The following is a 26,588-nucleotide window of genomic DNA, read 5'->3' as shown; positions in this document are numbered from 1 at the left end:
GCCCATGATTTTTAGGATATTAATACTTGTTGCGAGCTGTAAATGTTATATCCGCAATGCGTTGTTTGGCTTTTTATTTTTACTGTCTTTCCACTTTGCTGGCGTTTCCTATGCCGGATCTTTCGAGTATGGACCGGGTTTCAATGCACAGGAATGCGATGCAGTCTTGCAACTTAATCTTGCTTTTCTCGATACCGCGTTGGATAGCAAATTTGAGGACATGGTTGAAGGATATGCTATATATCATCGCACACCCAGTCTTGGTTTAGACAACCGTGCCGATATTTGGATTAGGAAGGATTCTACTGTTGTAATTACACTTCGGGGCACGACGTCCGATAGAGGGTCTATCTTGCAAGACTTTTATTGCGCGATGGTTCCAGCTAAAGGCGTTGTTAAGACAGCTAAGGATCGTTCCTTTGAATATGTTTTGGCATCTGATGATCGTTCAACTGTCCATGCTGGGTTCTTGATTGGATTTGCTTATCTGGGTGAGTACCTTACCCCAAAGATCAGACAGCTATATAATAGTGGATATCGAAAGTTTATCATAGGAGGGCATTCGCAAGGAGGGGCATTGTGTTACTATTTCAGTGCCTGGCTTATGCAAATGAAGAAACAGTCAGTTTATCCAGACATTTTTGTAAAAACATACGCAAGTGCTGCCCCTAAGATGGGCAATATGTATTTTGCTTACGATTATGATAATGCCAATTTATCCCAGTGGAGCTTTAGTATCGTAAATACGGCAGACCCTGTTCCCGAAATGCCCTTTACCACGCAGCAGGTCGATATTGACATGAATGAGCCCAATCCTATTCTTAACTTGATGAAGCGGTTTGATGAGTTGCCTTTTCTTAAAAGAATAATGCTCAAGAGCGCTTTCAATAGGATGAAGAAGCGTGCTAAAAAATCGTCAGACGCTTATCAAAAATATCTTGGCAACTATTTGGGGAAATTTATTCATAATATTCTTCCTGAATTGCAATTACCAGAGGCTGTTGGTAGCACGTACTTTGTGCGTCCAGGAGTGCCCATAATATTGGCCGTCAATGAAAAATATTGGAACTATTATAAAGACGGGCCAAAATATTTTCATCACGGTATAGAACCTTATAGATTCCTTTTGAAAGAGTATTTTATTTTTTACACCTCACCAAATAAAATGGATAGTTTGCCTTAACCCTGTAATTTAAAATTCTGGCTTTATCTGCAATTAAGTACATAAGTCATAGTGATTGAAATTATAAAAATCCTGGCATTCAAGATACGTGGACGAAGTTATCGAAGGCCATTGTTGCTTTGGTTACGCATGGTATTGAACAAAAAATCCTGAAGCGGGGAGCTTCAGGATTTTTACTAACTAACCAATTATTAACCTAAATTATGAATTGCTAAAGTAGTATCAATTCGTGTGCCTTTTTTGTTTTATAGCAGCATTTTAACATATCTTAACAAGTGTCCTTTCCAATGAATAATAATTTCCAGCCTATGGTAGGCTTAATCGATAGCTAAGTTATACTGTCTTCATAAGTCGGCCCGTATAGCCCCGGAACCTTATTGCCTGTGGCGCGCAGATATACGATCATTTCTCCTCGATGATGATAGAGGTGGTTAAAAAGAAAACTCCTAGCGACTATTCCACGCGGCATGGGCCCAAGAACAACTTTGCCTCCTGCTTTCATCGTCCATTCGTCTGAAACCTGCTCTTCCGTGATTGATGTTAGCGCCTGTCTTGCTTTTTGCACATTATCTTCAAAGAGTGTCAATGTTGCTTTTATGTCGTTCGGACTGCCTCGTTCTAGATGATCGCTTGTAATATCATAGACGTCCTGTGTGAGTGTTCCTACGTACCAATAGTATATGGTAGCGATATGTTGTGCAAGTTCGCCCATTGTCCACGAAATATCGGATGGCCGGTAATCAAGATCCTTCTGTGGCACAGACTGAAGTAGTTTACGCGTATTTTCTGATTCTTGCTCAAACTCTTGAAGCCAATATTTTAATATCATATTAATTGATAATTTACTATCATGTAAACACATCGGATCTCGGAATGTTTTGACTGAACCCGTATATCACCTCTTCCTTTGCTCGGATAATAGAGTAATGACAGGTGACAAAAAATCAAAGCCTGCATCTGCAGGCTTTGCTAACTAAACTAAACACTTGGAAATATCTCACGACATGTCCCTATTGAAACAAAAAATTTAAGTCTTACGGATAAATCGTTTCCACCTTGCTCACCTTCCAGCCGTCCTTTCCTTGGTTCAAGGTAATGTAGTCTACGCGGGTGAAGTTATCAAATGCCATTGTTGCTTTGGCGACGCATACCTTTCCGTCCTGCGATAGGATCTCGTAGCTGCTCTTGCAGTCATATTTGTTACCTTTGTTGGTTTTCAGGTATTTGATGTATTCCTTTTTGCCTGCGCGGTCGTTGTTGTTCACGTTGCTGTACTGGAAATCATCGGCAAAAAGGAACTTGTTCAGGTCGATGCTACCCACGGTAACAGCTTCCATATAGGAGCCAATTACCATGTCCGACTCCACGTCTTTCAAAGGATTGGCTTTTTCCGAAGCAAAAGAGCTTAGGGATGTAACCATGATCAATGCTGCTGCGATAGTTTTCAATGTCGTTCTCATGTCTGTAGTTTTTAATGTAATGTGTATATTGTTTTTTCTATTTCTTATTTGATACTTCAAAGGTATAGCGAGAAGCAGATTTACCGAATAACGATTAGACCAAGCTCCCGCATTTCTCGGTAACTGCGGTAAAAAAATCGGTGAATGCGCGATGCAGATATCTACGTGTTTGTTCATGCCAAAAGCATTGCAAGCCGGTTGCCAAAGTGCTCAATGTATTGTTTTAAAGGTGTTTGTGTTTTTTGGAGCGATTTCCGGTTGTTCACGGTCGGACAGCAGGTGTCCGGTAATGAACAAAAAAATCCTGAAGCGGGGAGCCTCAGGATTTTTAACTAACTAACCAATTATAAACCTAAATTATGAAGTACAAATATAACGACTAAAGCATGCATTTCGTTTCCTGTAAGTGTATATTTAACACATATTAACAAAAGTCTCGTCATTTATGCAGTATTTCCTTTACTATCGGCACATCCGCTTCTGCCTAGTCGTAATTTTGTAATTCGCTTCTATCAACCCAAATCGCTTGTGCGTGTTCGGCAATAGCTAGCGAACCGCCAGTCCATCGGATCGTTGCACTATGAATTGCCTTTTAAGGTAGATGCGAGCAAGCGACTCATAATCGAGAAATCCGGTCTTGAATGTTGTCGTACCAGCTCACTTCATAAAGTTCGGTATTGGCTTTTTTATATAATATATTTCTTAAATATTTTTGATTCTTTTAATGACTCCATCTCTTCGGTATTTGGACAATCATTTATGTTTAGGAATGATTTAAAGTCTTGCGTGTTATCGCAAAAGATGATGTCAAAAGTTAGGCGATTATTTCCGTACAATCCCCTATGAATCATATTAGCCGAAAAAACGAGTAAATCGCCTCTGTCCATTTGTATAATTTTACCGCGTTGTAAATTATCACTCGGTTTTCTTCCGTTCAAAGAAAGCCTCGTTTCGAATTCTTCATCTGTATCCCATTCCTTATGAGTAGAAGGAATTAATTCTATCCCTAATTCCCGTCTTAATGGAATTCTAAAATGAACAATATTTTCTGTTTTGATTTTTTGCTTCTGCTCGTTGATAGACCTTCCCGTATATTGGATATCCCGATGCCAATAATTATGCTGATTTCGATTAAAAGGTTCAAAAAATAATTGCGTGTTTAAAAATAATGCTTCATCCGGAAAAATTTCACCGACAATTTTTTCAATATTTCTTTTTGAGATAAATTTAAAAATGAAAAGTCTTTCTTCCTCATTTATATAGCTGCTCGAGGTAATGCTGTGACTATTTATGAGCCCATTTTTGTAATCCTTTTGATTATTACTTAACCATACGTTGTGAAATTTTTCTAATATATATTCTAATTTGAGCAATTCATTTTCTTTAAAGAAGTTTTTGAAGATAACATATCCTTGTGTAGCATAAATATTTGAAGTCATTATTTTCATGTTTTAGCAACAGTGATATCAATATTAATCTTAAAATATCATTTTTCAAAATTTTTCGAGTCGTCGTGATTGTGCATTATTGCTTAATAAAGCGAGAAGCATTGCACTAGAATCGCCAGTAGCTGATGAGCCGGCTTAGTGTTTTACAGTGTTACGGATTAAACCGCCTTTTTTATGATATTCATTCCTCCCATCCCGGACCATTCTTCCGTTTTAGATAATCCTTCATGACCTCATTGTATCGCTCCGCTCCAGAAGAAAAAACACCTACGTAGATCAATGTATAAGCCAACCAAACTCAGGAAGAAAGACTTCTGCCCAATTATGCAGCGGCATCGAAATCTTTTTAGTTTTATATCCTTCTGGGACACGTCTAAGAGGCGAGGAGCGGAGCTGCCATAAAAAAAATCCTGAAGCGGGGAGCTTCAGGATTTTTAACTAACTAACTAACCAATTATTAACCTAAATTATGAATTACTAAAATACTATCAATTCGCGTGCCTTTCTTATTTTATAACAGTCTTTTAACATATCTTAACAAGTGCGACCCTATGTGCGATATTTCCCTAACAATAGGCACATCAGCTTCTCCCTAGTCGTAGCTTATAATTCGTTTATTGTATACCACGGAATTCCAAATTTTCCGTCGAACATGAAGATTGTTATTTTGTCTTTAACCTGATGATCTCGGAAGAAATTTGTTAGACACATCTATCTTATTTTGGTCTTTTTTTGCCCCCACGGTCCGAGCAGAAAACTTGCTGGAGTGCGTCTCCCTTCCGAATGCTTTTCTAGGATCGTCGAATAGTAAACTTGTGGAGCCGAGTCATCCAGTATCGCGTTTAAGGAAGTGATCGTACCGTAGGCATGTCCTATTACCATATTGCTCCTAAGCATACATCGGATATTGTCAAAAGCCTTTCAATATTCATATAACAGTTAATTTAGTTCGTGCGAAATTAAAGCTTTTAAACCAACATTTGTTAACACCTCAAAAAAAACCAAAGCCTGCACTTGCAGGCTTTGCTAACTAAACTAAACACTTGGAAATATCTCACGACATGTCCCTATTGAAACAAAAAAATTAAGTCTTACGGATAAGTCGTTTCCACCTTGCTCACCTTCCAGCCGTCCTTTCCCTGGTTCAAGGTAATGTAGTCTACGCGGGTGAAGTTGTCGAATGCCATTGTTGCTTTGGCGACGCATACCTTTCCGTCCTGCGATAGGACCTCATAGCTGCTCTTGCAGTCATATTTGTTACCCTTGTTGGCCTTTAGGAACTTAATGTATTCCTTTTTGCCCACACGGTCGTTGTTGTTCACGTTGCTGTACTGGAAATCATCGGCAAAAAGGAACTTGTTCAGGTCGATGCTACCCACGGTAACAGCATCCACATAGGAGCCAATTACCATGTCCGATTTCACGTCCTTCAAAGGATTGGCTTTTTCCGAAGCAAAGGAGCTTAGGGATGTAACCATGATCAATGCTGCTGCGATAGTTTTCAATGTCGTTCTCATGTCTGTAGTTTTTAATGTGCTATGTATATTGTTTTTTCTATTTGTTATTTGATACTTCAAAGGTAGGGCGGTGGGCAGATTTACCGAATAACGATTAGACCAAGCTCCCGCATTTCTCGGTAACTGCGGTAAAAAAATCGGTGAATGCGCTATGCAGATATCTACTTGTTTGTTCATGCCAAAAGCATTGCAAGCCGGTTGCCAAAGTATTTAATATGTTGTTTTAAAGGTGTTTGTATTTTTTTAGGGGAATTTCAAGTTGTTCACCGGCGGACAGCAGGTGTTCGGTAACGAACAAAAAAAATCCTGAAGCTCCCCGCCTCAGGATTTTTAACTAACTAACCAATTACGCCCAAAGACTGTACGATTGTCCTAAATATGGTCTTCACATGCGTAAAGACAATTTGCAAATTACCAAAGTCTCTTGCATACTTCTCTCCATTGGACAGATTTCGTGATACTATTCGTTTAGGTGTCATCACAAAGCTATTCAATCCGGCTTGTTTTCTAAACCCCTCGAATTCGAGGGGTTTAAAATCTGTATTGTAAATCGTTTCCCAAAAACCCAACAACTCAATGGTATTACGATTTCTCATCCAATTTTGAATGATAGAGTCCGTATGTAAAGCGTCTTTATGTCTTGCGATATCAGTAAGAGAAATGAAATCTTCATCATTATTTTGATACAATAGTATATCAATTCCTTTGACGTTTATTGTTTTATTCTTAGCCATGGCATATTATAGTTGGTTATATCCCAAAAATACGAAAACAACTTTGAAAAACAAACTGCTCCTGCTTGCGATAGCTTTACATAGTCGGTATCGAAATATTTTTAGTTTTATATCCTTTCAGCACACGTCCAAGAGGCGCGGAGCGGAGCTGCATAAAAAATCCTGAAGCGGGGAGCCCCAGGATTTTTAACTAACTAACCAATTATAAACCTAAATTATGAAGTACAAATATAAACACAATTAGCGTACCATTTGCATTACTTAGTGTAGGTTTAACACATGTTAACAAATGGATGACTTTTATACCTCCGTACTACCCGGTAACGAAAAATCTTTTACGTAAATCTCGCCTATATTGCCGGCCTCACCGGGACGATTGCCAACCAATACGACAAAAACGCAGATGGCTGTATGCTCTTTTGACAGCCACATGGCCACATTGTTCACGCTTAAACGTATTCTTGGTAAGAACAAAAACACAAAAGTTATGCAGGTATTAAAGTTTTATCAGACGGTTTATTTAATATACCTCTCAGGAAGATTTGAGCGACAACAAAAAACCAAAGCCTGCACTTGCAGGCTTTGCTAACTAAACTAAACACTGGGGAATATCTCACGACATGTCCCTATTGAAACAAAAATTTAAGTCTTACGGATAAGTCGTTTCCACCTTGCTCACCTTCCAGCCGTCCTTTCCCTGGTTCAAGGTAATGTAGTCTACGCGGGTGAAGTTGTCGAATGCCATTGTTGCTTTGGCGACGCATACCTTTCCGTCCTGCGATAGGACCTCATAGCTGCTCTTGCAGTCATATTTGTTACCCTTGTTGGCCTTTAGGAACTTAATGTATTCCTTTTTGCCCACACGGTCGTTGTTGTTCACGTTGCTGTACTGGAAATCATCGGCAAAAAGGAACTTGTTCAGGTCGATGCTACCCACGGTAACAGCATCCACATAGGAGCCAATTACCATGTCCGATTTCACGTCCTTCAAAGGATTGGCTTTTTCCGAAGCAAAGGAGCTTAGGGATGTAACCATGATCAATGCTGCTGCGATAGTTTTCAATGTCGTTCTCATATCTGTAGTTTTTAATGTGCTATGTATATTATTTTTTTTATTTCTTATTTGATATCTCAAAGGTAGGGCGGTGGGCAGATTTACCGAATAACGATTAGACCAAGCTCCGTCATTTCTCGGTAACTGCGGTGAAAAAATCGGTGAACGTTTTTTTAACATAGTCATTAGCCGTTTTTAAACGACTATAAGCGTTTGTTTACCGGCTTTCAGGGGTGCTACTACCTAAGTTTGCTTCGCAATTATCAGAATTATGTACATCAAAATTTACTTATTATGAAGCAACAGGCAGCACCTGTATTTATCGATCCGACGACCGACTTCGGTTTTAAGCGTATATTCGGTACCGAGACGAACAAGGATCTGTTGATCTCCTTTCTCAACGAGCTATTCCAGGGACGGAAGGTCATCGAGGACCTTTTTTACAACAAGAACGAACACGTAGGTGATACCGAGGAGGTCGGTACGGTCATTTTTGACCTAACGTGTACGGCAAGCAACGGCGAACAGTTTATTATCGAGGTACAGCGAACCCCGCAGACGAATCTAAAAAAACGTATGCTATACTATGGCAGTAAACTGATTGCAGACCAGGCGCCCAAAGGTAACCGGCGTGGATGGGGCTATACGATCAGCGAGGTATATGTGATCGTGCTGTTGGACGACTTTCCTATGCCCGACAGCAGCAGTAGCACGGACTACCTCCATGACATCTGTCTCTGCAACAGGGGTTCGGGCGAAGTTTTTTACGAACATCTTGGGTTTATTTATATCGAATTGATTAATTTTACCAAAGGCGAACAGGAACTGACGGTTGATCTGGACAGGTGGCTGCATGTTCTGAAGAACATGTCCAAGATGGATAAGCTTCCGACCTATCTTCGTAAGCCAGTTTTTGAGAAGTTATTTGCCATTGCGGCATATAGTAAGTTAAACAAGGAGGAACGCGATATGTACAATGCAAGTTTAAAGAACAAGTGGGATGCGGAGTCGATCCGTCAGACGGCGGTTTTGGAACAGGAAAAGGCTAGAGCGAGGGGGCTTGAAGAAGGACGGCAAGAAGGTCGTGAAGAAGGTCGTGAAGAAGGTCTGAAAGAAGGTCTAAAGGAAGGTGAGCACCAGAAAGCGATTGCCATTGCCTGTGACATGAAAAAAGAGGGCATTGCTGTAGAACAGATAGCAAAATTTACAAAACTTACCGTTAAAGAAATAGAAGAACTGAAATAATAACAAAAAATCCTGAAGCGGGGAGCTTCAGGATTTTTAACTAACTAACCAATTATAAACCTAAATTATGAAGTACAAATATAAACACAATTAGCGTACCATTTGCATTACTTAGTGTATGTTTAACACATATTAACAAATGGATGACTTTTATACCTCCGTACTACCCGTTAACGACAAATCTTTTACGTAAATCTCGCCTATATTGCCGGCCTCCCGGTGACGATCGCCAACCAATACGGACAAAAATCTGTCGTAATTGGTATTATATGGTATCTATGGCACTTATCCTTCATGTATGGTCCGTATTCCCTTCAGAAAGAATTTGTTTTTATTTTGGTTCTGCTTGTCGGCAGTTTTTTGGCGTTGAAGGTAACAAAAAGAACGAAAAGCTTAGTTAGTGCCATCGCTCTGCACTTCAGTTTCAGTGTATTGACTAACATTCCGTTACCAGCCAACTCCTATATTCCCATAGGCGCTATGTGTTTTTGCTGGTTATTGTTATATCTATTTTGGAACAAACGCGGATGGACTTTTTCTAGACATATTTAATAAGAATTATAACCATTCCGGTGTTTGGAGAAGTATACGTAGGCTACAATTCTAAAAATACAAATGACGAAAAGTAACTACCCTAAATTCCTGAAAGACTGTTACTGCAAGTGGTATCTATCGTCACATTACCTCTGTTGATTTACGGACAATTTTTTATGTTTGTACCATGACTAATCTCTCCATACTCGATCTTTACAAGTTTTATCGTGATAATTTGTCTTACCAAGCATTGATAAATGGTGGTGGATATAAGAAACACAGAAACCAGATATTGTGTGTTGTGCTTATACCGCTACTAATTATTTTTGCTTTTGGACTGGGAATATATAACTATCCGATACTAGGTAGTGAAAGAATGATTAATGTGATTATTTTTATTGGATTGTATATTATCTACCTTTTCGGAATACAATATTATTTTAAATTTATGGACAAAAAGCAGGAAAAATGGCTTCGTGCGCAACATAATCCGGAACAGCTTTCCTTTTCAGTGTTTGTCTATAATCTTCGATATCTGGGTCTTAAAGAATTTCTCATGAAACATGGCGTAAGTACACCCGAACAATGGCAACACCTGATTGATGAGTTGGAAAAACACCGCAAGAAATCCTTAGAAGAAATACTATTTTTAATGGTTTTAATCGGTGGAGCAGTGGGGCTCTTTAATGACGATATTAGAATCGTTTTGGTTGGAAATATTGAAGATGAGTTTATGCGATCATGTATGTTTATTTTATTCGTATCAGCTTTGATAATACCACTCTACAAATTATTATTACTATTTCGGAATCAAGAGTACGGGAAATGGCCGATCTATAAACAAATGGTCAATGTACTTAAGGTTACCCAACCACCATCTTCGCCGAAGCCGTCCAAAGGTACTCCGGAATAGGGTCTTCCAGCTTCCATTGTATGGACATCGGTTTCGATCCCGTATGGCTTAGTATGGTGTAATCTCATCTACCAGAAAGCCCTTCCTACCTCTACTACATAAATGGAAACCAAACAACTTATTTGCGATTCCTATATTTTGCTATACGAATGATGGGAGATACCTCCCTCGTGTAATACAAAGAAACTTACATCGAATACAAAGAACAGCTGGAATGCTGCGTATTAAGCGTACCGTGTCGACAGTGCACCTGTATCCCTGAAAACCGGTAAAATGGATGTTTTTTTGTGTTTTTAACCATTTTATGTTGATCTTCGACGGTGCAGGCAGATATCGTAAACTTATGATTATTACTGCGTTTAGTTTTTTGTTACACTAAAATTTCTAAATAATGAAACGGTACGTTTTTTTTACACTGATTATTTCTCTATTGTTTTTTGGATGCTCGAAAGATGAGGATTCAGGTGATCGGATCGAAGGACTGATTCACTTCCAGCTGAATGGCGAAGATGTCAAATATGATTTCGGAGTCAACGGCAATGATCCACCCTCAGAGGATATTGTTCATTTTGTCACCGTGTGGGGTGAAGGCGAACCAGGACATAATGGGGTACGTCCGAACATAAGTTTTCAATTGATCCACGAACATATTCAAGAAGGTGTAACCTACACTTCCGCGGATACCGAAATGCTCTATTCCGAACTTACTATACCTACGAGTGGTGGTTTGCGTGAGTTTAGTGCCACTAATAAAGGCGGTTCACTTAAGCTAACGGTTACCGAGCTAGGCCACTACGGTGTTAAAGGCACATTCTCCGGGACATTGACTACCGGATCATACGCACCTCCTTTCACTTCGATAACTATTACAAACGGTAGGTTTGAAGCACCCTACAACTATAGGTAGGGTTGTCGGAGTGCAATTCTGTTTCCTTCGCTGTCTTCGATCTCGGCCACAATAAAACCGTGATCAGTATTGATCATTTTGGGGTACAACATCTGTGCTCCTAAAAGAGAGGCATTTACAAGTGCTTTGTCGATGTCTTCTGTATAAAAATACAGTATCGCTCCTTGGTGGGAGGGTTGGTACACATCACCTTTGGCGAGTGCTCCCGTGATGCCGGGCTGATCCTCGTTGAGCGGAAAGAAAGCCATATCATAGCCATCCAATTCTTCTTGCTCGAAGGTGAAACCAAATACCGCTCGGTAAAAGGTGATAGCTCGTTGCATATCGTTGACCGGTATTTCAAAATAAACGACCGGATTTGTTTTTTGAGCTGTCATATTTTAATTCATTTATTGTAGCCTTTTTCTTTTTTCCATTTCCGTATGCGTCCTTTGGCATTGGTATAGGGCGATGCGGTGTTAAACTGTATCATTCTGCCCAATGTCCACTTTTCGTACCAGCTCACTTCATAAAGTTCGGTATTGGATTTTTGTTCGATGATCTGTTGGATTTGGTCGACCACATGATCCAGTTTTTCGCAAAGTTGGCTATAGTTCAAATGGTTGTAATCTGTATACAATTTTTTTGCCAGTTGCCCCAGTTGATTCCATTTGTAGCCGGTTTCTGGGAAGTCAACCGATTCGTTGGCATCTTTGCCAGCGATCCACTTCAATACGAGTTCGCCCCAGCCGATGAGGTACGACACGAGGTTCTTGACATTCATCGAGCTGTCCTTGGCATGTCCTTCGAGTTCTTTGGCATCTGTCAGTTCAGGTGCAATCGAAAGGAGTTCTTTGCGAAGTTTACCGTAATTGATTTGTATTGCAGATTGTAACTCCTCTTTATTGATGGGTACTGCCATTTTTTCTATTTTTTATTGATGTATCTTTTTCAGAAAAATTGAAGGTAAAAATAAGTTAATATAAGTTCCCTAGTGCAAGTATGATATTTAAATTGTGAAAAAAAAGAAAGCAGAGTGATACTAATATCGGTACAATCCTGTTGTAGGGTAATCCGAAGCTAAAATTATCCGTAACCATAATAATGCCGGCAATCCATACAACGGGTGTCAGGGAAGGAAGCAAAAATGAAAAGGTTGTATTATCAGGAAAATACAGTGTGCAGTTTATCAGAAAAATCCAACTCAACCCATAAAGAAGTAAGCCGGTAGCGTAAATACACCATCCCGCTACCTGTTTTTTAAAACCTGTTTTCAATGGCATCAGAAAAATAGTAAGAAAGAGCAGAGCCCTGAAAAGCAGCTCAGCATACAGAAATAAATTGGGAATATCTGCGCTAAACTCTTTCGAGTTAAATGGCCATGGAAGAAACCGCGTTAGAAAAACATTCCATACCAGTACAGGGGTTACCAGCAGGAAGCCGTTAAATATATATGGTTTTATCTTCATTTTAGGGCAATTTTCACGCTCAATCCAACAACGCTCAATGTCTCTTAAGTACATATTGATAAGTAAATGCAATATCAGCATCTTCCCGATCCCATGTCGAAATTTCGTTTTGATATCCATGACTCATGTTTAACAATTGTTTACATTATGAGTGCGCTAATATCTTTGGGATAAACGCTCTACCCAATACTCTTGTTCATAATTGCTTCTCCAACCTATTTCCGCTTAAACAAGAATACAATATTACCAAAACCAGTCCCTGTCGGAATGGTAAGCCCCAATTTCAATCTATCCTGATTCAATTCGTAAACGTCAAGAACAGCTACATCATCTCCGCTGCCTACGGTCAATTTTTTTGTTTCCGGATTGTAGGAGTAGGGTTGGTTCTTTGTTTCGAAAATAAGATCCAATCCATCATCGCATACAGTTCCGTTATCGTTTATAGATAATCGGTCTTTTAAAAAGATGAACGAATCATCCATATGGCATTCCGACCAGGGGTAATACTGATTAAGGCCATTCATGCCAAATTCGCCAAAAGGATTCGTGCTCGGATTATCATCTGTCATTGTCGCCACCCAAGTCGTATTTTCTAACTTGACGACAGCGTCTGTATCATTATCGTCCTTACTGCATCCATTGAATAGTAATGCGATTAAAGAAAAATAGGTTAAGTATTTGAGTTTGGTATACATATTATGCTTTCTGGTTGACAACTTTGGACAGTTGATCCGGTTTTTACTTATTCCGCTTCGTTCGTAGTATAGTGTATTGATCTGTCTTTTCAGCTCGTCAACACTCCAAGATCGCTCAATACATTCTAATTCGTAGAATGTACGCTTATTCATGTCATGAAGTGTAAGTAGCTGCACGAGGTGAGTAAACGATATCTTGGACAGAATTTCTAAAGGATCTACAAGATGACCATTTTCTCCGTTAGGGTTTCTTTTCTGGCGATTCAATTCATCAGTTATCGACTGATGAATTTCAATTATTTGTAAGTCAGTTTCTTGTAATTGGTCAGTCATCGTCTGACCAATTCGATTGACTTGCATCACGTGGTTATTTAATACTTCTTTAACAGCTGGCAGAAGATGTGGATATGTCGTGTAAAACTGTCTACAAAGCCTTAAATTCGTAACCGACAAGTTCCTTATCTTAACAGATTCAGAGAGCTCCGGCAACAACCGTTCACCATATTTCGCACGGTCTTTACCTTTTTGTTCAAATTCGACGATGTATAAGCCGATCAACCAGTTGTGCACGGTGAGCGCTTGGTTCACCGCTTTCACGGCAGAACGTTGTAACTCCTCGTGGGTATCTTGTATGCTAATAACTAGTTTGTCGAATTTCATAACATTTTTTTGGAGGCAATCAATTTGATTGATGAGACTTTGAACTCCACGATTTCATAAACTCTCAAAGATTAATAACCTCTCCTAAAATAACTATTTTATTCTCTTCTGCAAAATTGCGTGTAAGCGTACCATTTGCATTACTTAGTGTAGGTTTAACACATGTTAACAAATGGATGACTTTTATGCCTCCGTACTAACCGCTAACGACAAATCTTTTACGTAAATCTCGCCTATATTGCCGGCCTCACCGTGACGATTGCCAACCAATACGACAAAAACGCAGATGGCTGTATGCTCTTTTGACAGCCACATGGCCACATTGTTCACGCTTAAACATATTCTTGATAAGAACAAACCATAAATCTCATTTTAGATCTCATTATTCTCATCCCGGATTCTGGCCATTAGTCTTTCTGCTTCTGCATATCGGCGCACCACTTTTATTGTTAAGATCGACAGCGATATATTAACTAAAGAAAATGCCGTATTTATCCCGTTTATAGTCAGTATATCTTTTACTGAATCGATATTAAGGTACAAATATGTCAAAATGAAAGCGATGATATTCAGAACTATATAAAAGAACCACCAAACATGAAGTAACTTCATGGGCAATATTCCTTCGGTTTCGGGATACCTCTGAACCAACAAGTAATTTGTCTTTCGATACATTTCCTTCAAAATCTGGTATGGCTTATATATGCTCACAATCGGGATGAACCAACTGATAGCAGCTCTTATATTCGAGCATGATAGGGAGCTAACCCTTATACCCAAATTGTAATAGGCTCGCCTGAACCACTTCAGAAATGTAACTATCGATATAAAATAAACAAATAGACTTATTATCGAGAAGAACTGTTGTTGGTCATAATTAGCATTAATAGCTTCTTCCGATGTTGGCTTGGAAGATACGGAAGATAAAAGACTGTATTCGAGATAAAGGAAAAAAATCGATACAAACTCCATTATGAGTACGCATTTCAACCCTATAATGGCATTTTCAGCTTGCTTTGTATTCGGGCGAAGCATACCTTGCGTTTCCGTTGGTTCGATTAATGTATTGGTCATGATTAGTTTTGTCCTGGAAATATATTCGTAATTGGATACGAATATAAAAATTATTAAGGAAGATTTGAGCGACAACAAAAAAATCAAAACCTGCATTTGCAGCCTTTGCTAACTAAACTAAACAAAAATTTAAAATCTTCTATGGATAAGTCGTTTCCACTTTGCTTACTTTCCATCCGTCCTTTCCCTGGTTCAAGGTAATGTAGTCTACGCGGGTGAAGTTATCAAATGCCATTGTTGCTTTGGCTACGCATACCTTTCCGTCCTGCGACAGGGTCTCGTAGCTGCTCTTGCAGTCATATTTGTTGCCCTTGTTGGCCTTTAGGAACTTAATGTATTCCTTTTTGCCGGCACGGTCGTTGTTGTTCACGTTGCTGTATTGGAAATCATCTGCAAAAAGGAACTTGTTCAGCTCGATGGTACCCACGGTAACAGCTTCCATATAGGAGCCGATTACCATACCCGATTCCACGTTTTTCAAAGGATTGGCTTTTTCGGCAGCAAAGGAGCTTAGGGATGTTACCATGATCAATGCTGTTGCGATAGTTTTCAATGTCGTTTTCATGTCTGTCGTTTTTAATGTGATGTATATATTATTTTTTCTATTTCTTATTTGATACTTCAAAGGTAGGGTAGTGGGCATATTTACCGAATAACGATTAGACCAAGCTCCGGCATTTCTCGGTAACTGCGGTGAAAAAATCGGTGAATGCATTATGCAGATATCTACTTGTCTGTTCATGCCAAAAGGATTGCAAGCCAGTTGCTAAAGTGCGCAATATATTGTTTTAAAGATATTTGTGTTTTTTAGGGGGATTTCCGGATGTTCGCCGATGGACAGTAGGCGTTCGGTAATGAGCAAAAAATCCTGAAGCGGGAAGCCTCAGGATTTTTTATTTAAGGATTTGCAATAGGATACATAAATGATGTATCACTTAATCTTTTGATTATTCTTTTACCCCTATTATCTTGATACAAAAAAGAAACACCCCCGCTTGTTCCATAGAGGTCAATTTTGTTGAGCAATTCTATATCCAATCCAAGCCACATCGCATTAAATATACTTAGTGTATCGCCATGAGATACGATGATTATATTTTCTTCCTCATTAGTGATGATCTCTTCATAGAACGGTAGTAATCTTTTCCAAACATCATATCTCGATTCCGCATCAGCGAAGCACTTATCATAAACCGTCAATTCTTCTTGTTCTATATTGTCCTTGAGCCATTGTACAGATTTGCCGATAGCTGCTCCAAGCCCTCGTTCTTTTAGCGATGCTGTTAATTTAGGAAACAGCCCTAATTTTTTTCCTACAATTTCAGCTGTTTGTACCCCTCTCTTCAGAGTAGAAGAATAGATAACGAAGTTTTCATGGTGAATCGTTTGCTTCAAATGACTAGAAATATTTTCCGCTAAGCGCTTCCCTTTTTCAGAAAGTTCCCAATCTGTCCATGAACCAACCATTCCATTGGTATGATGCACAGATTCGGGATGTTGAATAGTTATAATATTTTTTCTTTTTATAGCTGTCGTGTTTGATTGCATTTTCTACTCATGTTTTAAACGATGAATCACAATGTAGTGAATTTTATGTTTATGTTTGTGTATTTATTAACAAACGTTGAACTATGGAAATTAAAGAACTCGATCTTTCTAATATTGATCATACTATTCGCGAAGAAATTATAGCCTTATATAGACAGTTAAGTCCCGGAAAAAAGTATCAGGATCTTTCCCAAGTCTTGCGGGCGGACAATGGCGTTTATCTCATAGGAGGTTTTCAAGACGGGAATCTAGTTGGTATTGCGTCAATGGCTGTCTATTGTGTTATATCTGGAAACAAAGGTTGGATCGAAGATGTCGTTGTCGATAATGCATACCGAGGACAAGGTATCGGCAGGAAATTGATAGAACATCTGCTCAAGTATTCTAGAGAAATGAATTTGACGGAAGTGCTTTTATTTACGGAAAGCCACCGTATTGCAGCACGTAAGCTTTACGAAAATCTTGGGTTTAGAATAAAGGATAGTTCTATTTATGTATTGAAGCATTAATAGGTAGATGCAAAAGTGTTCAAAGCGCTGTTTACCGTCGGGCAGCTTGCGTTCGGTAATCAACAAAAAAATCCTGAAGCGGGGAGCTTCAGGATTTTTACTAACTAACCAATTATTAACCTAAATTATGAATTACTGAAATACTATCAATTCCTGTGCCTTCTTATTTTTGTAAAGCCCTTTTAACAAATTTTAACGAAATATAATCCTAACAGTATAATGCAATATTTCATTACGAATAAATATCTCCGCTGTTGCATGTATGCCGTATATTTATATTAATCCGTTATCTTTATTTTTTTGTATGGTATCCATAATCACTTCTATAGCAGTTATCGCACTTGGATTGATGGCAAAATATGCCAGTCAAGACGGTTGGTTACCTTTACGTAAGTACTGGAGTTATATTTTTATAGGTGGGCTGATTAGCCTGGTCATAGATATTTATCGGTACTTAAAATCATAAGTTAAAGCATAACGGGAGAGCCTGACTACCCAACCACCATCTTCGCCGAAGCCGTCCAAAGGTATTCCGGAATAGGTTCCTCCAGCTTCCACTGAATAGACATTGGTTTCGATCCCGTATGGCTTACGTAGTGAGCAGGGCCTATAAACACATAACCTTGCGTAAAACCGTCTGCATCGTGGATAGCTTCCCTTACAAAAAGAAGAATTTTTTTTCCAGTTTCATTTGCGTGATGTAGGACAAACCTTTTTCCGAATAATCAGCCGTTTGATTTTGTGACTGCCAGTGGAAAGCAACTCGTTGATAGCATAGTCATCATATAATGTGGTAGGAGAGAAGTCCTCCTCACTTTTCTTCAGATTGATAAATAACGCTTCTGTGTTTAGCTCTTTGTTCAACGCTAACCCTTCTCGATTCGAACTTTTCTTGCCCAGTGTACTTAAGCGCATGGCGACCAATATCTGTTCCCTTGTTATAACATGCGTGGATCTGCAACGGGAAAGCATAGTCCAAGTCCACACAAGGAATCTCTTCAAAACCAATCTTATCGATATTTCATATCGGCGAGAACCTTTTCAAGGTTATTTCCAAAGCAATAACAGCTGACTAAATGACATTTTCCTACGTTAGATAAATCATAAAGTTTTATACCAGAAAACTTAAATAGAGCGTTAAACTGCGATTGCAATTTTAGCGCAGCGCTTCTATAATTACATCCTAAAGTTGTGTTGCCATATCTATATGGGCCAGGACCAAATATTCCGATTCTGTTGTCTTTCTTTCTCAATACAAAATCATGCTCATTATACGCGATGTATAAATTGTAATTGTCTGCGGAAGAAATGTCATTTCCTGGTCGCCTTTTCATATAATTTTCTATGATCAGATCCCCAGAAATCGCAGGAGCGACAAGGCAGATGTTTACTCGGCTGTTTTTTGGTGTATTGATCGGAATTTTTGATATATCCAAAAGGGCGTACAATGCGACTTTAGCACCCAAACTATGTGAAATTAAGTTTAATGTGTCTTTCGAAATCTTGCTGACTATTTTTCGCAGTGTATTCCCCGTTTTCTCCGCATGTGTCTGCGCCAGCTCGAAAAGTTCAAATAATGGCTTGTTCTTTTTGCCACTCGCTGAAAAACAGCATCCGTATAGGGCATCCCAATATACAGACACTATCTTCGTCTTTGCGGAATTGAACTTCTTGAAAGTAGCGGCTAACGTTTCGAAATCTTCAGGCGAACTGGAATCACCATTTTGTGGGTCAAAAGGCTTTCTGAACCCGTGGATGAGAAACGTCGCCGTATTGGTCGATGTCTTATTTAGATTCCTGGTCACCGTTTCGATAATCGAGTCGTTCAAGATCGCTGCGTTAATATCATTGTAACTCTCGAAGTTGCAATTGTAAAGTCTAGCTATTTCTACAAATTTTTTATCGTTTTTTTTGTACCACTCCTGTAAACTGCTGTTTGCTTCCCTAAGTTCATCGTTGGGGATTCCCACTTTCGGATAGATCATTCCGGCCTTGTCAAGATATATACTTCCTGTATCTGTATGGATGTCTCGCTCTCCGTACAATACATTACTATGCTGTTGTGCAAACAATGGTTTCGACAATAGGAATAATACGATAATAACTGCCATGTTTTTCATTTCTCTTGCTTTTTATTTTAATCCAATCATATTAGGCGTCACGAAAAATCCTAGAGAAAGGCCTGCATGAACGAAAAAATAACTCTGCTGATAGTAAATATTATAAGGATCACTGCCATAGTATCCCGTTCCTAAAAATAATGCTGTATTCGGCGAGGATGGTATTCTCCAGTTATAGTTGATATTAACATTAATCCGCTTGTTAAAGTCATTGAGCCCGCCCTCTCGATTTCCAGCTATAAATGTACTGCTGAACACAATACGATGTTTTTCCCTGTAATAGGAACTAGAAATTTGTTTTTTATTTATCATATCGCAATAATTCCGCACACCAATCCAATTCACCGTGAAATTAAAACGGTAATCTCCGTAAGTAGATTTTAGCTTTTCCGCAGTAACGAAATGTTTTTCCATACCAAGTTTGAAATAGTACTCTGAATAGTTAGGTTCTGGGTCGCTGCAATCAGTCGAGCCAATACTTTGGAATCTCCGTATTCTATAATGAAATGCTGGTTCAACGTAGTTTGTGGAAAAATTTCCATTGTATAAGTTTATACGCTCATCGGAATTGAATTCATCGCCATCCTGACCATTGGAGTGATGAAATATGGCAATACTAGCATACTTAATTTTACCCGTGTCTTTACTATAGTCTTGCAGTGGTATATGTGCTGTCATACCAGGCATAAAACTCGGTGTTCTAACGGGGAGTGAAGTATCATTGGTTTCTAAATTATTTCGAAATATCCTTGCTTTAAACCTTGGAGTTAGATGTATTGGTATCGGCATCCATTCTCCACCAATAACAAATTGAGGCATAATGTCAGCGGAAAGGATATAAGCTGTTTTAGGATTGCCAACATCTAAGTAAGGCGGAGAAACGTAACTGAGTGGCGCATAGTTTAAAGTATGTTGAAGTAAAGCTTTATTGCTTATCCTGCGTTCAACAATACTAGTTTCGTTTTGAGAGAGAGACTCTTTAAGTTTGAGTTCCTGGGACCTAGCGTTGCATAGTGCAAAGAGGCTCGCGAATAATAAAAACAATCGTTTCATAACGACAAGGTTATTAGTTAAAAAGTATCCTAATATCGTGTTTTTTTCGATAAGTATCTAATCTATAGTATTTCCCCAGCAATTGGTTTTTTCCAATAACCCGATACAAAAGAATCATTATACATTAAATTAAGGAAGATTTTAACGGCAACAAAAAATCAAAGCCCGCGTCTGCAAGCTTTGCTAACTAAGCTAAACATCGGGAGATATCTCATGACGTGTCCCATTATTGAAACAAAAATTTAAAGTCTTATGAATAAGTCGTTTCTACTTTGCTTACCTTCCAGCCATCTTTGCCCTGGTTCAAGGTAATATAGTCTACGCGGCTGAAGTTGTCGAATGCCATTGTTGCTTTCGCTACGCATACTTTTCCGTCCTGCGATAGGATCTCATAGCTGCTCTTGCAGTCATATTTGTTGCCTGGTAGATTTAATGCATTGCAAGATGTTGCTTTATAGATAGTTGTTCTTATAAAGTGCATGAAATTTAAATTGAAATTCTTGCAATTGATCTTCTTATCTCGTATCTTTGTATAAAGATAACTGATAAAGGAGGTCTTGCTATGAATAGAGTAGTTGAATTGAAGCAACAATTAAAGCCAGGTAAAGTATATCGTAGAGAAGATTTGTCTAAATATTCCAATGCGGTGGATAGGCATCTGGCGCAATTGGTTACAGAAGGAGTGCTTGATAAGATAGCGCAAGGGATGTATTATTACCCCAAGCAAACAGTATTTGGACCGGTACCTCCTGAGGATGAAGTGTTGGTACGAAGCTTTCTTAAAGATGATCGTTTTTTATTAACGTCACCTAATAGTTATAACGCATTGCATTTGGGTACTACTCAACTATATAACAAACGGGTCGTATATAATCACAAACGTCATGGTGAAGTCGATTTAAACGGGAAGAAATTTTTCTTTCACAAAACACCCTATTTCCCTAAAAAGGTTACTCCGGAATTTCTTTTGGTTGATTTGGTTAATCACCTTGATACATTGGCAGAAGATCGGGAAATGGTTTTAAAAAACGCTATCACTAAGGCGAAGGCTATGGACCTTCATAAATTGAGGCTTGCAGTAGGTCGTTACGGACATACGAAGACGAAGAAATTATTTGAGCCGATTTTGGAACAAATGAAATCGAAGGAATATCACTGGAAGTAGGTTTTGATACGGTCACACCGAATAGTAAGCATACTGTTACCTCCTGGGCGTTTGATAGGGCTTTTTCTACTTTAGGAAATCAGTTGATCGACAATCGTGCTTATGATATTGCTTGCTACCATCCGGGGTATACTTTTGTAGAAAAGCTTCAAACCATAGCCACTAAATATCGACAAGAACAAGAGATGGGGGAAGAAAAACCGAATCTAATGCGTCAATATTACGATGTATATTGCCTGTTAGAGTTGGCGGCGGTTCAAGAATTTCTTAATACAGATGCCTATCGAGTACATAAGGAGAATAGATTTCCGATCAAAGATTACGAAATTCCCATTTCACAGAATGACGCCTTTGTATTACCTTCTGTCGAACAGCGACAAAGATTCAAAGAACGTTACTTAGCGACTAAAGCCCTTTACTATAATGAACAGCCAGATTTCGATGTGTTAATAAAACGAATTGGTCAATATATAGATAAACTGTAATACTAGCGGACACAAAAAACCAAAGCCTGCACATGCAGGCTTTGCTAACTAAACTAAACATTGGGAGATATCTCACGACGTGTCCCACTATTGAAACAAAAATTTAAAATCTTCTATGGATAAGTCGTTTCCACTTTGCTTACTTTCCATCCGTCCTTTCCCTGGTTCAGGGTAATGTAGTCTACGCGGGTGAAGTTATCAAATGCCATTGTTGCTTTGGCTACGCATACCTTTCCGTCCTGCGATAGGATCTCGTAGCTGCTCTTGCAGTCATATTTGTTGCCCTTGTTGGCCTTCAGGAACTTGATGTATTCCTTTTTGCCTGCGCTGTCATTATTGTTCACGTTGCTGTACTGGAAATCATCTGCGAAAAGAAACTTGTTCAGGTCGATGCTACCCACGGTAACAGCATCCATATAGGAACCAATTACGATGTCCGATTCTACATTTTTCAGAGGATTGGCTTTTTCCGAAGCAAAGGAGCTTAGGGATGTTACCATGATCAATGCTGCTGCGATAGTTCTCCATGTAGTTTTCAATGTCGTTCTCATATCTGTAGTTTTTAATGTGTTATGTATAATATTTTTTCTATTTCTTATTTGATATCTCAAAGGTATTGCGAGATGAAGATTTACCGAATAACGATTAGACCAAGCTCCGGCATTTCTCGGTAACTGCGGTAAAAAAATCGGTGAACGTTTTTTTTTAAATAGTCAGTAGCCGTTTTTAAACGTTTATAAACGACTATAAGCGTTTGTTTACCGGATTTCAGGGGTGCTACTACCTAAGTTTGCTTCGCAATTATCAGAATTATGTACATCAAAATTTACTTATTATGAAGCAACAGGCAACACCTGTATTTATCGACCCGACGACCGACTTCGGTTTTAAGCGTATATTCGGAACCGAGGCGAACAAGGATCTATTGATTTCCTTTCTCAACGAGCTGTTCAGGGGACGGAAGGTCATCGAGGACCTGTATTACAACAAGAACGAACACGTAGGCGATACCGAGGAATTCGGCACGGTAATTTTTGACCTGACGTGCACGGCCAGCGACGGCGAACAGTTCATTATCGAAGTCCAACGGGCCCCGCAGACGAATCTAAAAAAGCGGATGCTGTACTACGGCAGCAAACTGATTGCAGACCAGGCACCCAAAGGTAACCGACGTGGATGGGGCTATACGATCAGCGAGGTCTATGTGATCGTGCTGTTGGACGGTTTTCCCATGCCTGACGGCACCAGTAGCACGGACTATCTCCATGACATCTGTCTATGTAACAGAGATTCAGGCGAAGTTTTTTATGAACATCTTGGGTTTATTTATGTTGAATTGATTAATTTTACCAAAGGCGAACAGGAACTGGCCGTTGATCTGGACAGGTGGCTGCATGTTCTGAAGAACACGTCCAAAATGGACAAGCTGCCTACCTATCTCCGAAAGCCGGTTTTTGAGAAACTTTTTGCCATTGCGGCATATACTAAGTTAAATAAGGAGGAACGCGATATGTACAATGCAAGTTTAAAGAATAAGTGGGATGCGGAGTCGATCCGCCAGACGGCCATTTTGGAACAGGAAAAAGCGAGAGAGAAGGGACTGCAAGAAGGTCGGAAAGAAGGCGAGCACCAGAAAGCCCTTGCTATCGCTTTAAAACTGAAGAAGATGGATATGGCTGTGGAGGATATCGTCCAAGCTACCGGTTTATCTGCTGAAGAAATAGAAGAGCTGAAATAGTAACAAAAAATCCTGAAGCGGGGAGCTTCAGGATTTTTACTAACTAACCAATTATTAACCTAAATTATGAATTACTGAAATACTATAAATTCCTGTGCCTAAAACCATTTTAACAAATTTTAACGAAGTACAATCCTAACCGTATAATGCAATATTTCATTACGAATAAATATCTCCGCTTATCCATAATCACTTCTATAGCAATTATCGCACTTGGATTGATGGCAAAATATGCCAGTCAAGACGGTTGGTTACCTTTACGTAAGTAGTGGAGTTATATTTTTATAGGTGGGCTGATTAGCCTGGTCATAGATATTTATCGGTACTTAAAATCATAAGTTAAAGCGTAACGGAAGAGCCAGACTACCCCACCACCATCTTCGCCGAAGCCGTCCAAAGGTACTCCGGAATAGGTTCCTCTAGCTTCCATTGGATGGACATCGGTTTCGATCCTGTATGGCTTACGTAGTGGGCAGGGCCTATAAACACATAACCTTGCGTAAAACCATCTGCATCGTGGATAGCTTCCCTTACAAAAAGAAGAATTTTTTTCCCGGTTTCATTTTGCGTGATGTAGGACAAACCTTTTTCCGAATAATCAGCCGTTTGATTTTGCGACTGCCAGTGGAACAACAGCTCGTTGATGGCGTAGTCATCATATAACGTGGTAGGAGAGAAGTCCTCCTCACTTTTCTTCAGATTGATAAATAACGCTTCTGTGTTTAGCGCTTTATCCAACGCTACGCCTTCTCGATTCGAACTTTTCTTGCCTAGTGTACTTAAGCGCATGGCAACTAATATCTGTTCCCTTGTATAACATGCGTGGATCTGTAAAGGAAAAGCATAGCCCAAATCCACACAAGGAATCTCTTCAAATCCAATCTTATCGATTTTCACTTCTAGAAACTCTTTCATCTCCGCCACCAAATCCTTATTCAAGCCGATGATTTTTATCGACTCTTCCAAAGTCATTTCATGAGTAGCCGTCTGATAAAAATCATAGTGTAGCATAAGCGCCATCAAGCGATTTTCCTCTGTGGGTGCAAGCTGGGTTAAATCAAAATCAACATCGATCAAAGCGAGAAGAAATCGGAAGTAACTAAGCGATTCCGTCACAATCCATTTTTTCGTTAACATCGCTTTATAACGATCCAGATTTGCATTATCCAAACCCATACCAAAAGCCTCCGCACAAAGTGTAGAGAATACGTAGTGCTTATAAATATGCTTGAGCTCCAGATTATAAAACTTTAAGAAGTTTGCCAAGGTGAGCGGTTTGTCAGTATGGTTGCGAAATCCTTGGATTCGAGCTATCAATTGGCGCTTACCTAGCTGTGTAGCTTTCCTGATATTATCGAGGATATATTCTTTCGCCTTTTTCTCCAACACGATCGAACAGCCCAGCGGAAGGTGCGGGAAATCCCGCTCAATTTCCGATAATACTGTTGTGTTTGTTTTTCCTATTAGCGCTCTAAACTTATTTTCGAAATCATACTCATCACGCGCATTCCCTACGAAATCCAATACGGTCAATATATCTTTGTTATCATGGAAACGAAGACCGCGACCCAGCTGTTGCAGAAATATCGTCAAACTCTCGGTTGGCCTTAGAAATAATACGGTATCAATTTCTGGAATATCTACACCCTCGTTCACAATATCCACTACGAACAAATAGTGGATATCTTTTCGTCTGAGTGCATTTAATACATCCGCTCGTCTATTTGCATTCTCAGCAATCAGATAGTCTGGTTGCAACCCGGCGTCGTTGAACTTACTCGCCATATATTTTGCATGATCCTGGCTTACGCAAAATCCAACAGCACAAACGTCGCGGTAATCTTTCGAGTATGTCACGAGGTTTTCGATAATATTAGCCACACGTGTATCGTTCGACGTATAGATATTACTCAACTGTTCTGTATCATACCGACCATTTTTCCAGGCAACACTACTGTAATCGACATTATCCGAGATGTCTTGTTCCAAATTCTAAAGTGAAAATTATTATTTCAAAGACACTTTCTCCTCCAATTTGTATATTACTAACCCGATAATTGCATGATTTCATTCACAATCGGCACATCCGCCTCTGCCCAATCATAGTTTTTTAATTCATCGTGAGAAACCCAGATGGCCTGTGCATGCTCGGCAATAACCAGCGAACCGCCTGTCCAATCACAAAGAAAAGGGTAGAGGCGGAGCGAAAATTCAGGATATTGGTGTTCTACCACAGTAAGCGCCGATCCAAGTTCAATCTCCAATCCTAGTTCTTCCCGGATTTCTCTTTTCAAGCAATTTTCTTTGCTTTCGCCGTTTTCAATTTTGCCGCCCGGAAATTCCCATTTCAGCGGAAGTTTCATTCGCTCGGATCGTTGGCAGATCAAGAATTTGTTGTTGTGTTCTATGATGGCACAGGTTACGTGAAGCATAGGGTAAAGATAGAACTTTTTAATTTCATGAACTCCCCCTTTTTTTCGTCCAAGCACCCCCTTTTATCTAAACCAATATTCTGTATTTGTATAAAGAACAGATTAATGAATTTTTAGAACTCCCCCCCTTAAAACCTACCTATACATCTTCCTTGTCTCCAAGAACAGCTCGATCTGGTTCATTACCTTGGGAAGATCTTTTAGAATATCCTGCGACCAGAACCTAAACACCGTGTAACCCATATTCCGCAGTGCGCGGTTGGCCAGTTCGTCCTTCTGCATGTTGCGTTCGATCTTTGGTATCCAGAACAGACGGTTGGATTTAATCTGCGCCTGTCTTTTCTTCCACTCGAAACCATGCCAGAATTCACCGTCCACGAAGATAGCCAGTTTATATTTTTTGATAACGATGTCGGGAGAACCAGGAAGTGTCTTATCATGCAAACGAAAACGGAAATTCTTTGCCCATAGAGCACGCCGCAGGATCATTTCGGGCTTCGAATTTTTACCCTTTATGCGGGACATGTTGAAGCTACGCTGCTTAGTGGTATAGAAGCCGGCTGATTCCTCAAAACGCGGAACCTCTATTCTATGTTCCTCCTCATCGTAGCTTTGCATGACGTAAATTTACGTAAAAACTAGCATGTAATGGAAGAACGACTCCAA

Annotated in this window: 33 protein-coding genes; 9 read left to right on the top strand and 24 right to left on the bottom strand. The window is 39.4% G+C overall.

Annotation, left to right across the window (positions count from 1 at the left end):
- Positions 1 to 4: 4 nt before the first annotated feature.
- On the top strand, positions 5 to 1,183 hold the full coding sequence (locus EWE74_RS05370) for a lipase family protein (RefSeq protein WP_130140461.1): 1,179 nt from the start codon (positions 5 to 7) through the stop codon (positions 1,181 to 1,183).
- A 328-nt stretch (positions 1,184 to 1,511) separates the two neighbouring features.
- On the opposite strand, the gene EWE74_RS05365 is transcribed toward EWE74_RS05370, so the two are convergent.
- The 7 genes from EWE74_RS05365 to EWE74_RS05340 form a co-directional block, all read right to left on the bottom strand.
- Positions 1,512 to 2,012: a DinB family protein gene (locus tag EWE74_RS05365; protein WP_130140460.1), complete on the bottom strand. Its 501-nt coding sequence runs from the start codon at positions 2,010 to 2,012 to the stop codon at positions 1,512 to 1,514.
- 205 nt (positions 2,013 to 2,217) lie between these two features.
- A complete protein-coding gene (locus EWE74_RS05360; RefSeq protein WP_239018562.1) occupies positions 2,218 to 2,820 on the bottom strand; it encodes a nuclear transport factor 2 family protein in 603 nt (200 codons plus the stop codon).
- Between the two features lie 509 nt (positions 2,821 to 3,329).
- Positions 3,330 to 4,082, bottom strand: a complete 753-nt coding sequence (locus EWE74_RS05355; RefSeq protein WP_206365145.1) for a phytanoyl-CoA dioxygenase family protein — start codon at positions 4,080 to 4,082, stop codon at positions 3,330 to 3,332.
- Between the two features lie 1,100 nt (positions 4,083 to 5,182).
- Positions 5,183 to 5,785: a nuclear transport factor 2 family protein gene (locus tag EWE74_RS05350; protein ID WP_239018561.1), complete on the bottom strand. Its 603-nt coding sequence runs from the start codon at positions 5,783 to 5,785 to the stop codon at positions 5,183 to 5,185.
- Between the two features lie 161 nt (positions 5,786 to 5,946).
- Positions 5,947 to 6,342 (bottom strand): KilA-N domain-containing protein, encoded by a 396-nt coding sequence (locus tag EWE74_RS05345; protein WP_130140458.1) that lies wholly within the window; start codon positions 6,340 to 6,342, stop codon positions 5,947 to 5,949.
- A 300-nt stretch (positions 6,343 to 6,642) separates the two neighbouring features.
- Complete coding sequence (locus tag EWE74_RS21205) at positions 6,643 to 6,816, bottom strand: hypothetical protein (RefSeq protein WP_206365144.1); 174 nt, start codon at positions 6,814 to 6,816, stop codon at positions 6,643 to 6,645.
- Positions 6,817 to 6,991: 175 nt separating this feature from the next.
- Positions 6,992 to 7,417 (bottom strand): nuclear transport factor 2 family protein, encoded by a 426-nt coding sequence (locus tag EWE74_RS05340; RefSeq protein ID WP_130140457.1) that lies wholly within the window; start codon positions 7,415 to 7,417, stop codon positions 6,992 to 6,994.
- A gap of 273 nt (positions 7,418 to 7,690) precedes the next feature.
- Between EWE74_RS05340 and EWE74_RS05335 the strand changes: the two genes are divergently transcribed.
- From EWE74_RS05335 to EWE74_RS05325, 4 genes are all read left to right on the top strand, one after another.
- Entirely contained in the window at positions 7,691 to 8,641 is a 951-nt protein-coding gene (locus tag EWE74_RS05335; protein ID WP_130140456.1) for an Rpn family recombination-promoting nuclease/putative transposase, read from the top strand.
- Positions 8,642 to 8,860: 219 nt separating this feature from the next.
- Complete coding sequence (locus EWE74_RS21530) at positions 8,861 to 9,193, top strand: CPBP family glutamic-type intramembrane protease (RefSeq protein WP_394343214.1); 333 nt, start codon at positions 8,861 to 8,863, stop codon at positions 9,191 to 9,193.
- A 169-nt stretch (positions 9,194 to 9,362) separates the two neighbouring features.
- Complete coding sequence (locus EWE74_RS05330; protein ID WP_130140455.1) at positions 9,363 to 10,088, top strand: hypothetical protein; 726 nt, start codon at positions 9,363 to 9,365, stop codon at positions 10,086 to 10,088.
- Positions 10,089 to 10,479: 391 nt separating this feature from the next.
- A complete protein-coding gene (locus tag EWE74_RS05325) occupies positions 10,480 to 10,995 on the top strand; it encodes a hypothetical protein (RefSeq protein ID WP_130140454.1) in 516 nt (171 codons plus the stop codon).
- Here the strand turns inward: EWE74_RS05325 and EWE74_RS05320 are convergent.
- From EWE74_RS05320 to EWE74_RS05290, 8 genes are all read right to left on the bottom strand, one after another.
- Entirely contained in the window at positions 10,986 to 11,372 is a 387-nt protein-coding gene (locus tag EWE74_RS05320; protein ID WP_130140453.1) for a VOC family protein, read from the bottom strand. The two genes, EWE74_RS05325 and EWE74_RS05320, sit on opposite strands and share 10 nt — an antisense overlap.
- 8 nt (positions 11,373 to 11,380) lie before the next feature.
- Positions 11,381 to 11,896, bottom strand: a complete 516-nt coding sequence (locus EWE74_RS05315) for a ClbS/DfsB family four-helix bundle protein (RefSeq protein ID WP_130140452.1) — start codon at positions 11,894 to 11,896, stop codon at positions 11,381 to 11,383.
- A gap of 55 nt (positions 11,897 to 11,951) precedes the next feature.
- Positions 11,952 to 12,443 (bottom strand): hypothetical protein, encoded by a 492-nt coding sequence (locus EWE74_RS05310; protein WP_130140451.1) that lies wholly within the window; start codon positions 12,441 to 12,443, stop codon positions 11,952 to 11,954.
- A 215-nt stretch (positions 12,444 to 12,658) separates the two neighbouring features.
- Complete coding sequence (locus EWE74_RS05305; protein WP_130140450.1) at positions 12,659 to 13,798, bottom strand: DUF1016 N-terminal domain-containing protein; 1,140 nt, start codon at positions 13,796 to 13,798, stop codon at positions 12,659 to 12,661.
- Positions 13,799 to 13,981: 183 nt separating this feature from the next.
- Positions 13,982 to 14,113 carry a hypothetical protein gene (locus EWE74_RS21415; RefSeq protein ID WP_262708721.1) on the bottom strand — a complete coding sequence of 44 codons (132 nt, stop codon included), beginning with the start codon at positions 14,111 to 14,113 and terminating at the stop codon, positions 13,982 to 13,984.
- Positions 14,114 to 14,170: 57 nt separating this feature from the next.
- Entirely contained in the window at positions 14,171 to 14,872 is a 702-nt protein-coding gene (locus tag EWE74_RS05300; RefSeq protein ID WP_165384650.1) for a DUF4328 domain-containing protein, read from the bottom strand.
- Between the two features lie 139 nt (positions 14,873 to 15,011).
- Entirely contained in the window at positions 15,012 to 15,614 is a 603-nt protein-coding gene (locus EWE74_RS05295) for a nuclear transport factor 2 family protein (RefSeq protein WP_239018560.1), read from the bottom strand.
- Between the two features lie 155 nt (positions 15,615 to 15,769).
- On the bottom strand, positions 15,770 to 16,420 hold the full coding sequence (locus tag EWE74_RS05290; RefSeq protein WP_130140448.1) for a histidine phosphatase family protein: 651 nt from the start codon (positions 16,418 to 16,420) through the stop codon (positions 15,770 to 15,772).
- A gap of 83 nt (positions 16,421 to 16,503) precedes the next feature.
- On the opposite strand from EWE74_RS05290, the gene EWE74_RS05285 reads away from it, so the two are divergent.
- Positions 16,504 to 16,929 carry a GNAT family N-acetyltransferase gene (locus tag EWE74_RS05285; protein ID WP_130140447.1) on the top strand — a complete coding sequence of 142 codons (426 nt, stop codon included), beginning with the start codon at positions 16,504 to 16,506 and terminating at the stop codon, positions 16,927 to 16,929.
- A 491-nt stretch (positions 16,930 to 17,420) separates the two neighbouring features.
- Here the strand turns inward: EWE74_RS05285 and EWE74_RS21200 are convergent, their stop codons facing one another.
- The 5 genes from EWE74_RS21200 to EWE74_RS05265 all read right to left on the bottom strand — a co-directional run bounded on the left by EWE74_RS21200 (position 17,421) and on the right by EWE74_RS05265 (position 20,583).
- Entirely contained in the window at positions 17,421 to 17,579 is a 159-nt protein-coding gene (locus EWE74_RS21200; protein WP_239018597.1) for a hypothetical protein, read from the bottom strand.
- A 37-nt stretch (positions 17,580 to 17,616) separates the two neighbouring features.
- Positions 17,617 to 17,931 carry a DUF3427 domain-containing protein gene (locus EWE74_RS21195; protein ID WP_206365143.1) on the bottom strand — a complete coding sequence of 105 codons (315 nt, stop codon included), beginning with the start codon at positions 17,929 to 17,931 and terminating at the stop codon, positions 17,617 to 17,619.
- Positions 17,932 to 17,939: 8 nt separating this feature from the next.
- Positions 17,940 to 19,049: a hypothetical protein gene (locus EWE74_RS05275; protein WP_130140446.1), complete on the bottom strand. Its 1,110-nt coding sequence runs from the start codon at positions 19,047 to 19,049 to the stop codon at positions 17,940 to 17,942.
- Positions 19,050 to 19,061: 12 nt separating this feature from the next.
- Entirely contained in the window at positions 19,062 to 20,102 is a 1,041-nt protein-coding gene (locus EWE74_RS05270; protein WP_130140445.1) for a phospholipase A, read from the bottom strand.
- Positions 20,103 to 20,352: 250 nt separating this feature from the next.
- The gene (locus EWE74_RS05265; protein WP_130140444.1) at positions 20,353 to 20,583 is read right to left on the bottom strand and encodes a hypothetical protein; all 231 of its coding nucleotides are present in this window, start codon (positions 20,581 to 20,583) and stop codon (positions 20,353 to 20,355) included.
- Between the two features lie 81 nt (positions 20,584 to 20,664).
- Here EWE74_RS05265 and EWE74_RS05260 point away from each other — a divergent pair, with 81 nt between their 5' ends.
- Complete coding sequence (locus EWE74_RS05260; RefSeq protein WP_130140443.1) at positions 20,665 to 21,267, top strand: DUF6088 family protein; 603 nt, start codon at positions 20,665 to 20,667, stop codon at positions 21,265 to 21,267.
- The gene (locus EWE74_RS05255; protein ID WP_130140442.1) at positions 21,243 to 21,752 is read left to right on the top strand and encodes a nucleotidyl transferase AbiEii/AbiGii toxin family protein; all 510 of its coding nucleotides are present in this window, start codon (positions 21,243 to 21,245) and stop codon (positions 21,750 to 21,752) included. The genes EWE74_RS05260 and EWE74_RS05255 overlap by 25 nt, the downstream gene beginning before the upstream one ends.
- A gap of 113 nt (positions 21,753 to 21,865) precedes the next feature.
- On the opposite strand, the gene EWE74_RS05250 is transcribed toward EWE74_RS05255, so the two are convergent.
- Positions 21,866 to 22,303 carry a nuclear transport factor 2 family protein gene (locus tag EWE74_RS05250; protein WP_239018559.1) on the bottom strand — a complete coding sequence of 146 codons (438 nt, stop codon included), beginning with the start codon at positions 22,301 to 22,303 and terminating at the stop codon, positions 21,866 to 21,868.
- A 284-nt stretch (positions 22,304 to 22,587) separates the two neighbouring features.
- Between EWE74_RS05250 and EWE74_RS05245 the strand changes: the two genes are divergently transcribed.
- Positions 22,588 to 23,490 carry an Rpn family recombination-promoting nuclease/putative transposase gene (locus EWE74_RS05245; RefSeq protein WP_130140441.1) on the top strand — a complete coding sequence of 301 codons (903 nt, stop codon included), beginning with the start codon at positions 22,588 to 22,590 and terminating at the stop codon, positions 23,488 to 23,490.
- A gap of 363 nt (positions 23,491 to 23,853) precedes the next feature.
- Here EWE74_RS05245 and EWE74_RS05240 read toward each other — a convergent pair whose 3' ends face one another.
- The 3 genes from EWE74_RS05240 to EWE74_RS05230 all read right to left on the bottom strand — a co-directional run bounded on the left by EWE74_RS05240 (position 23,854) and on the right by EWE74_RS05230 (position 26,540).
- Complete coding sequence (locus tag EWE74_RS05240; protein ID WP_130140440.1) at positions 23,854 to 25,479, bottom strand: DUF3427 domain-containing protein; 1,626 nt, start codon at positions 25,477 to 25,479, stop codon at positions 23,854 to 23,856.
- Positions 25,480 to 25,535: 56 nt separating this feature from the next.
- The gene (locus EWE74_RS05235) at positions 25,536 to 25,922 is read right to left on the bottom strand and encodes a (deoxy)nucleoside triphosphate pyrophosphohydrolase (protein WP_130140439.1); all 387 of its coding nucleotides are present in this window, start codon (positions 25,920 to 25,922) and stop codon (positions 25,536 to 25,538) included.
- 135 nt (positions 25,923 to 26,057) lie between these two features.
- On the bottom strand, positions 26,058 to 26,540 hold the full coding sequence (locus tag EWE74_RS05230) for a very short patch repair endonuclease (RefSeq protein WP_130140438.1): 483 nt from the start codon (positions 26,538 to 26,540) through the stop codon (positions 26,058 to 26,060).
- Positions 26,541 to 26,588: the final 48 nt, after the last annotated feature.

Origin of the sequence: Sphingobacterium corticibacterium, assembly GCF_004208525.1 — a bacterium.
Taxonomy (GTDB): Bacteria; Bacteroidota; Bacteroidia; order Sphingobacteriales; family Sphingobacteriaceae; genus Sphingobacterium; species Sphingobacterium corticibacterium.
This window is presented reverse-complemented; position numbering and strand designations above follow the sequence as displayed.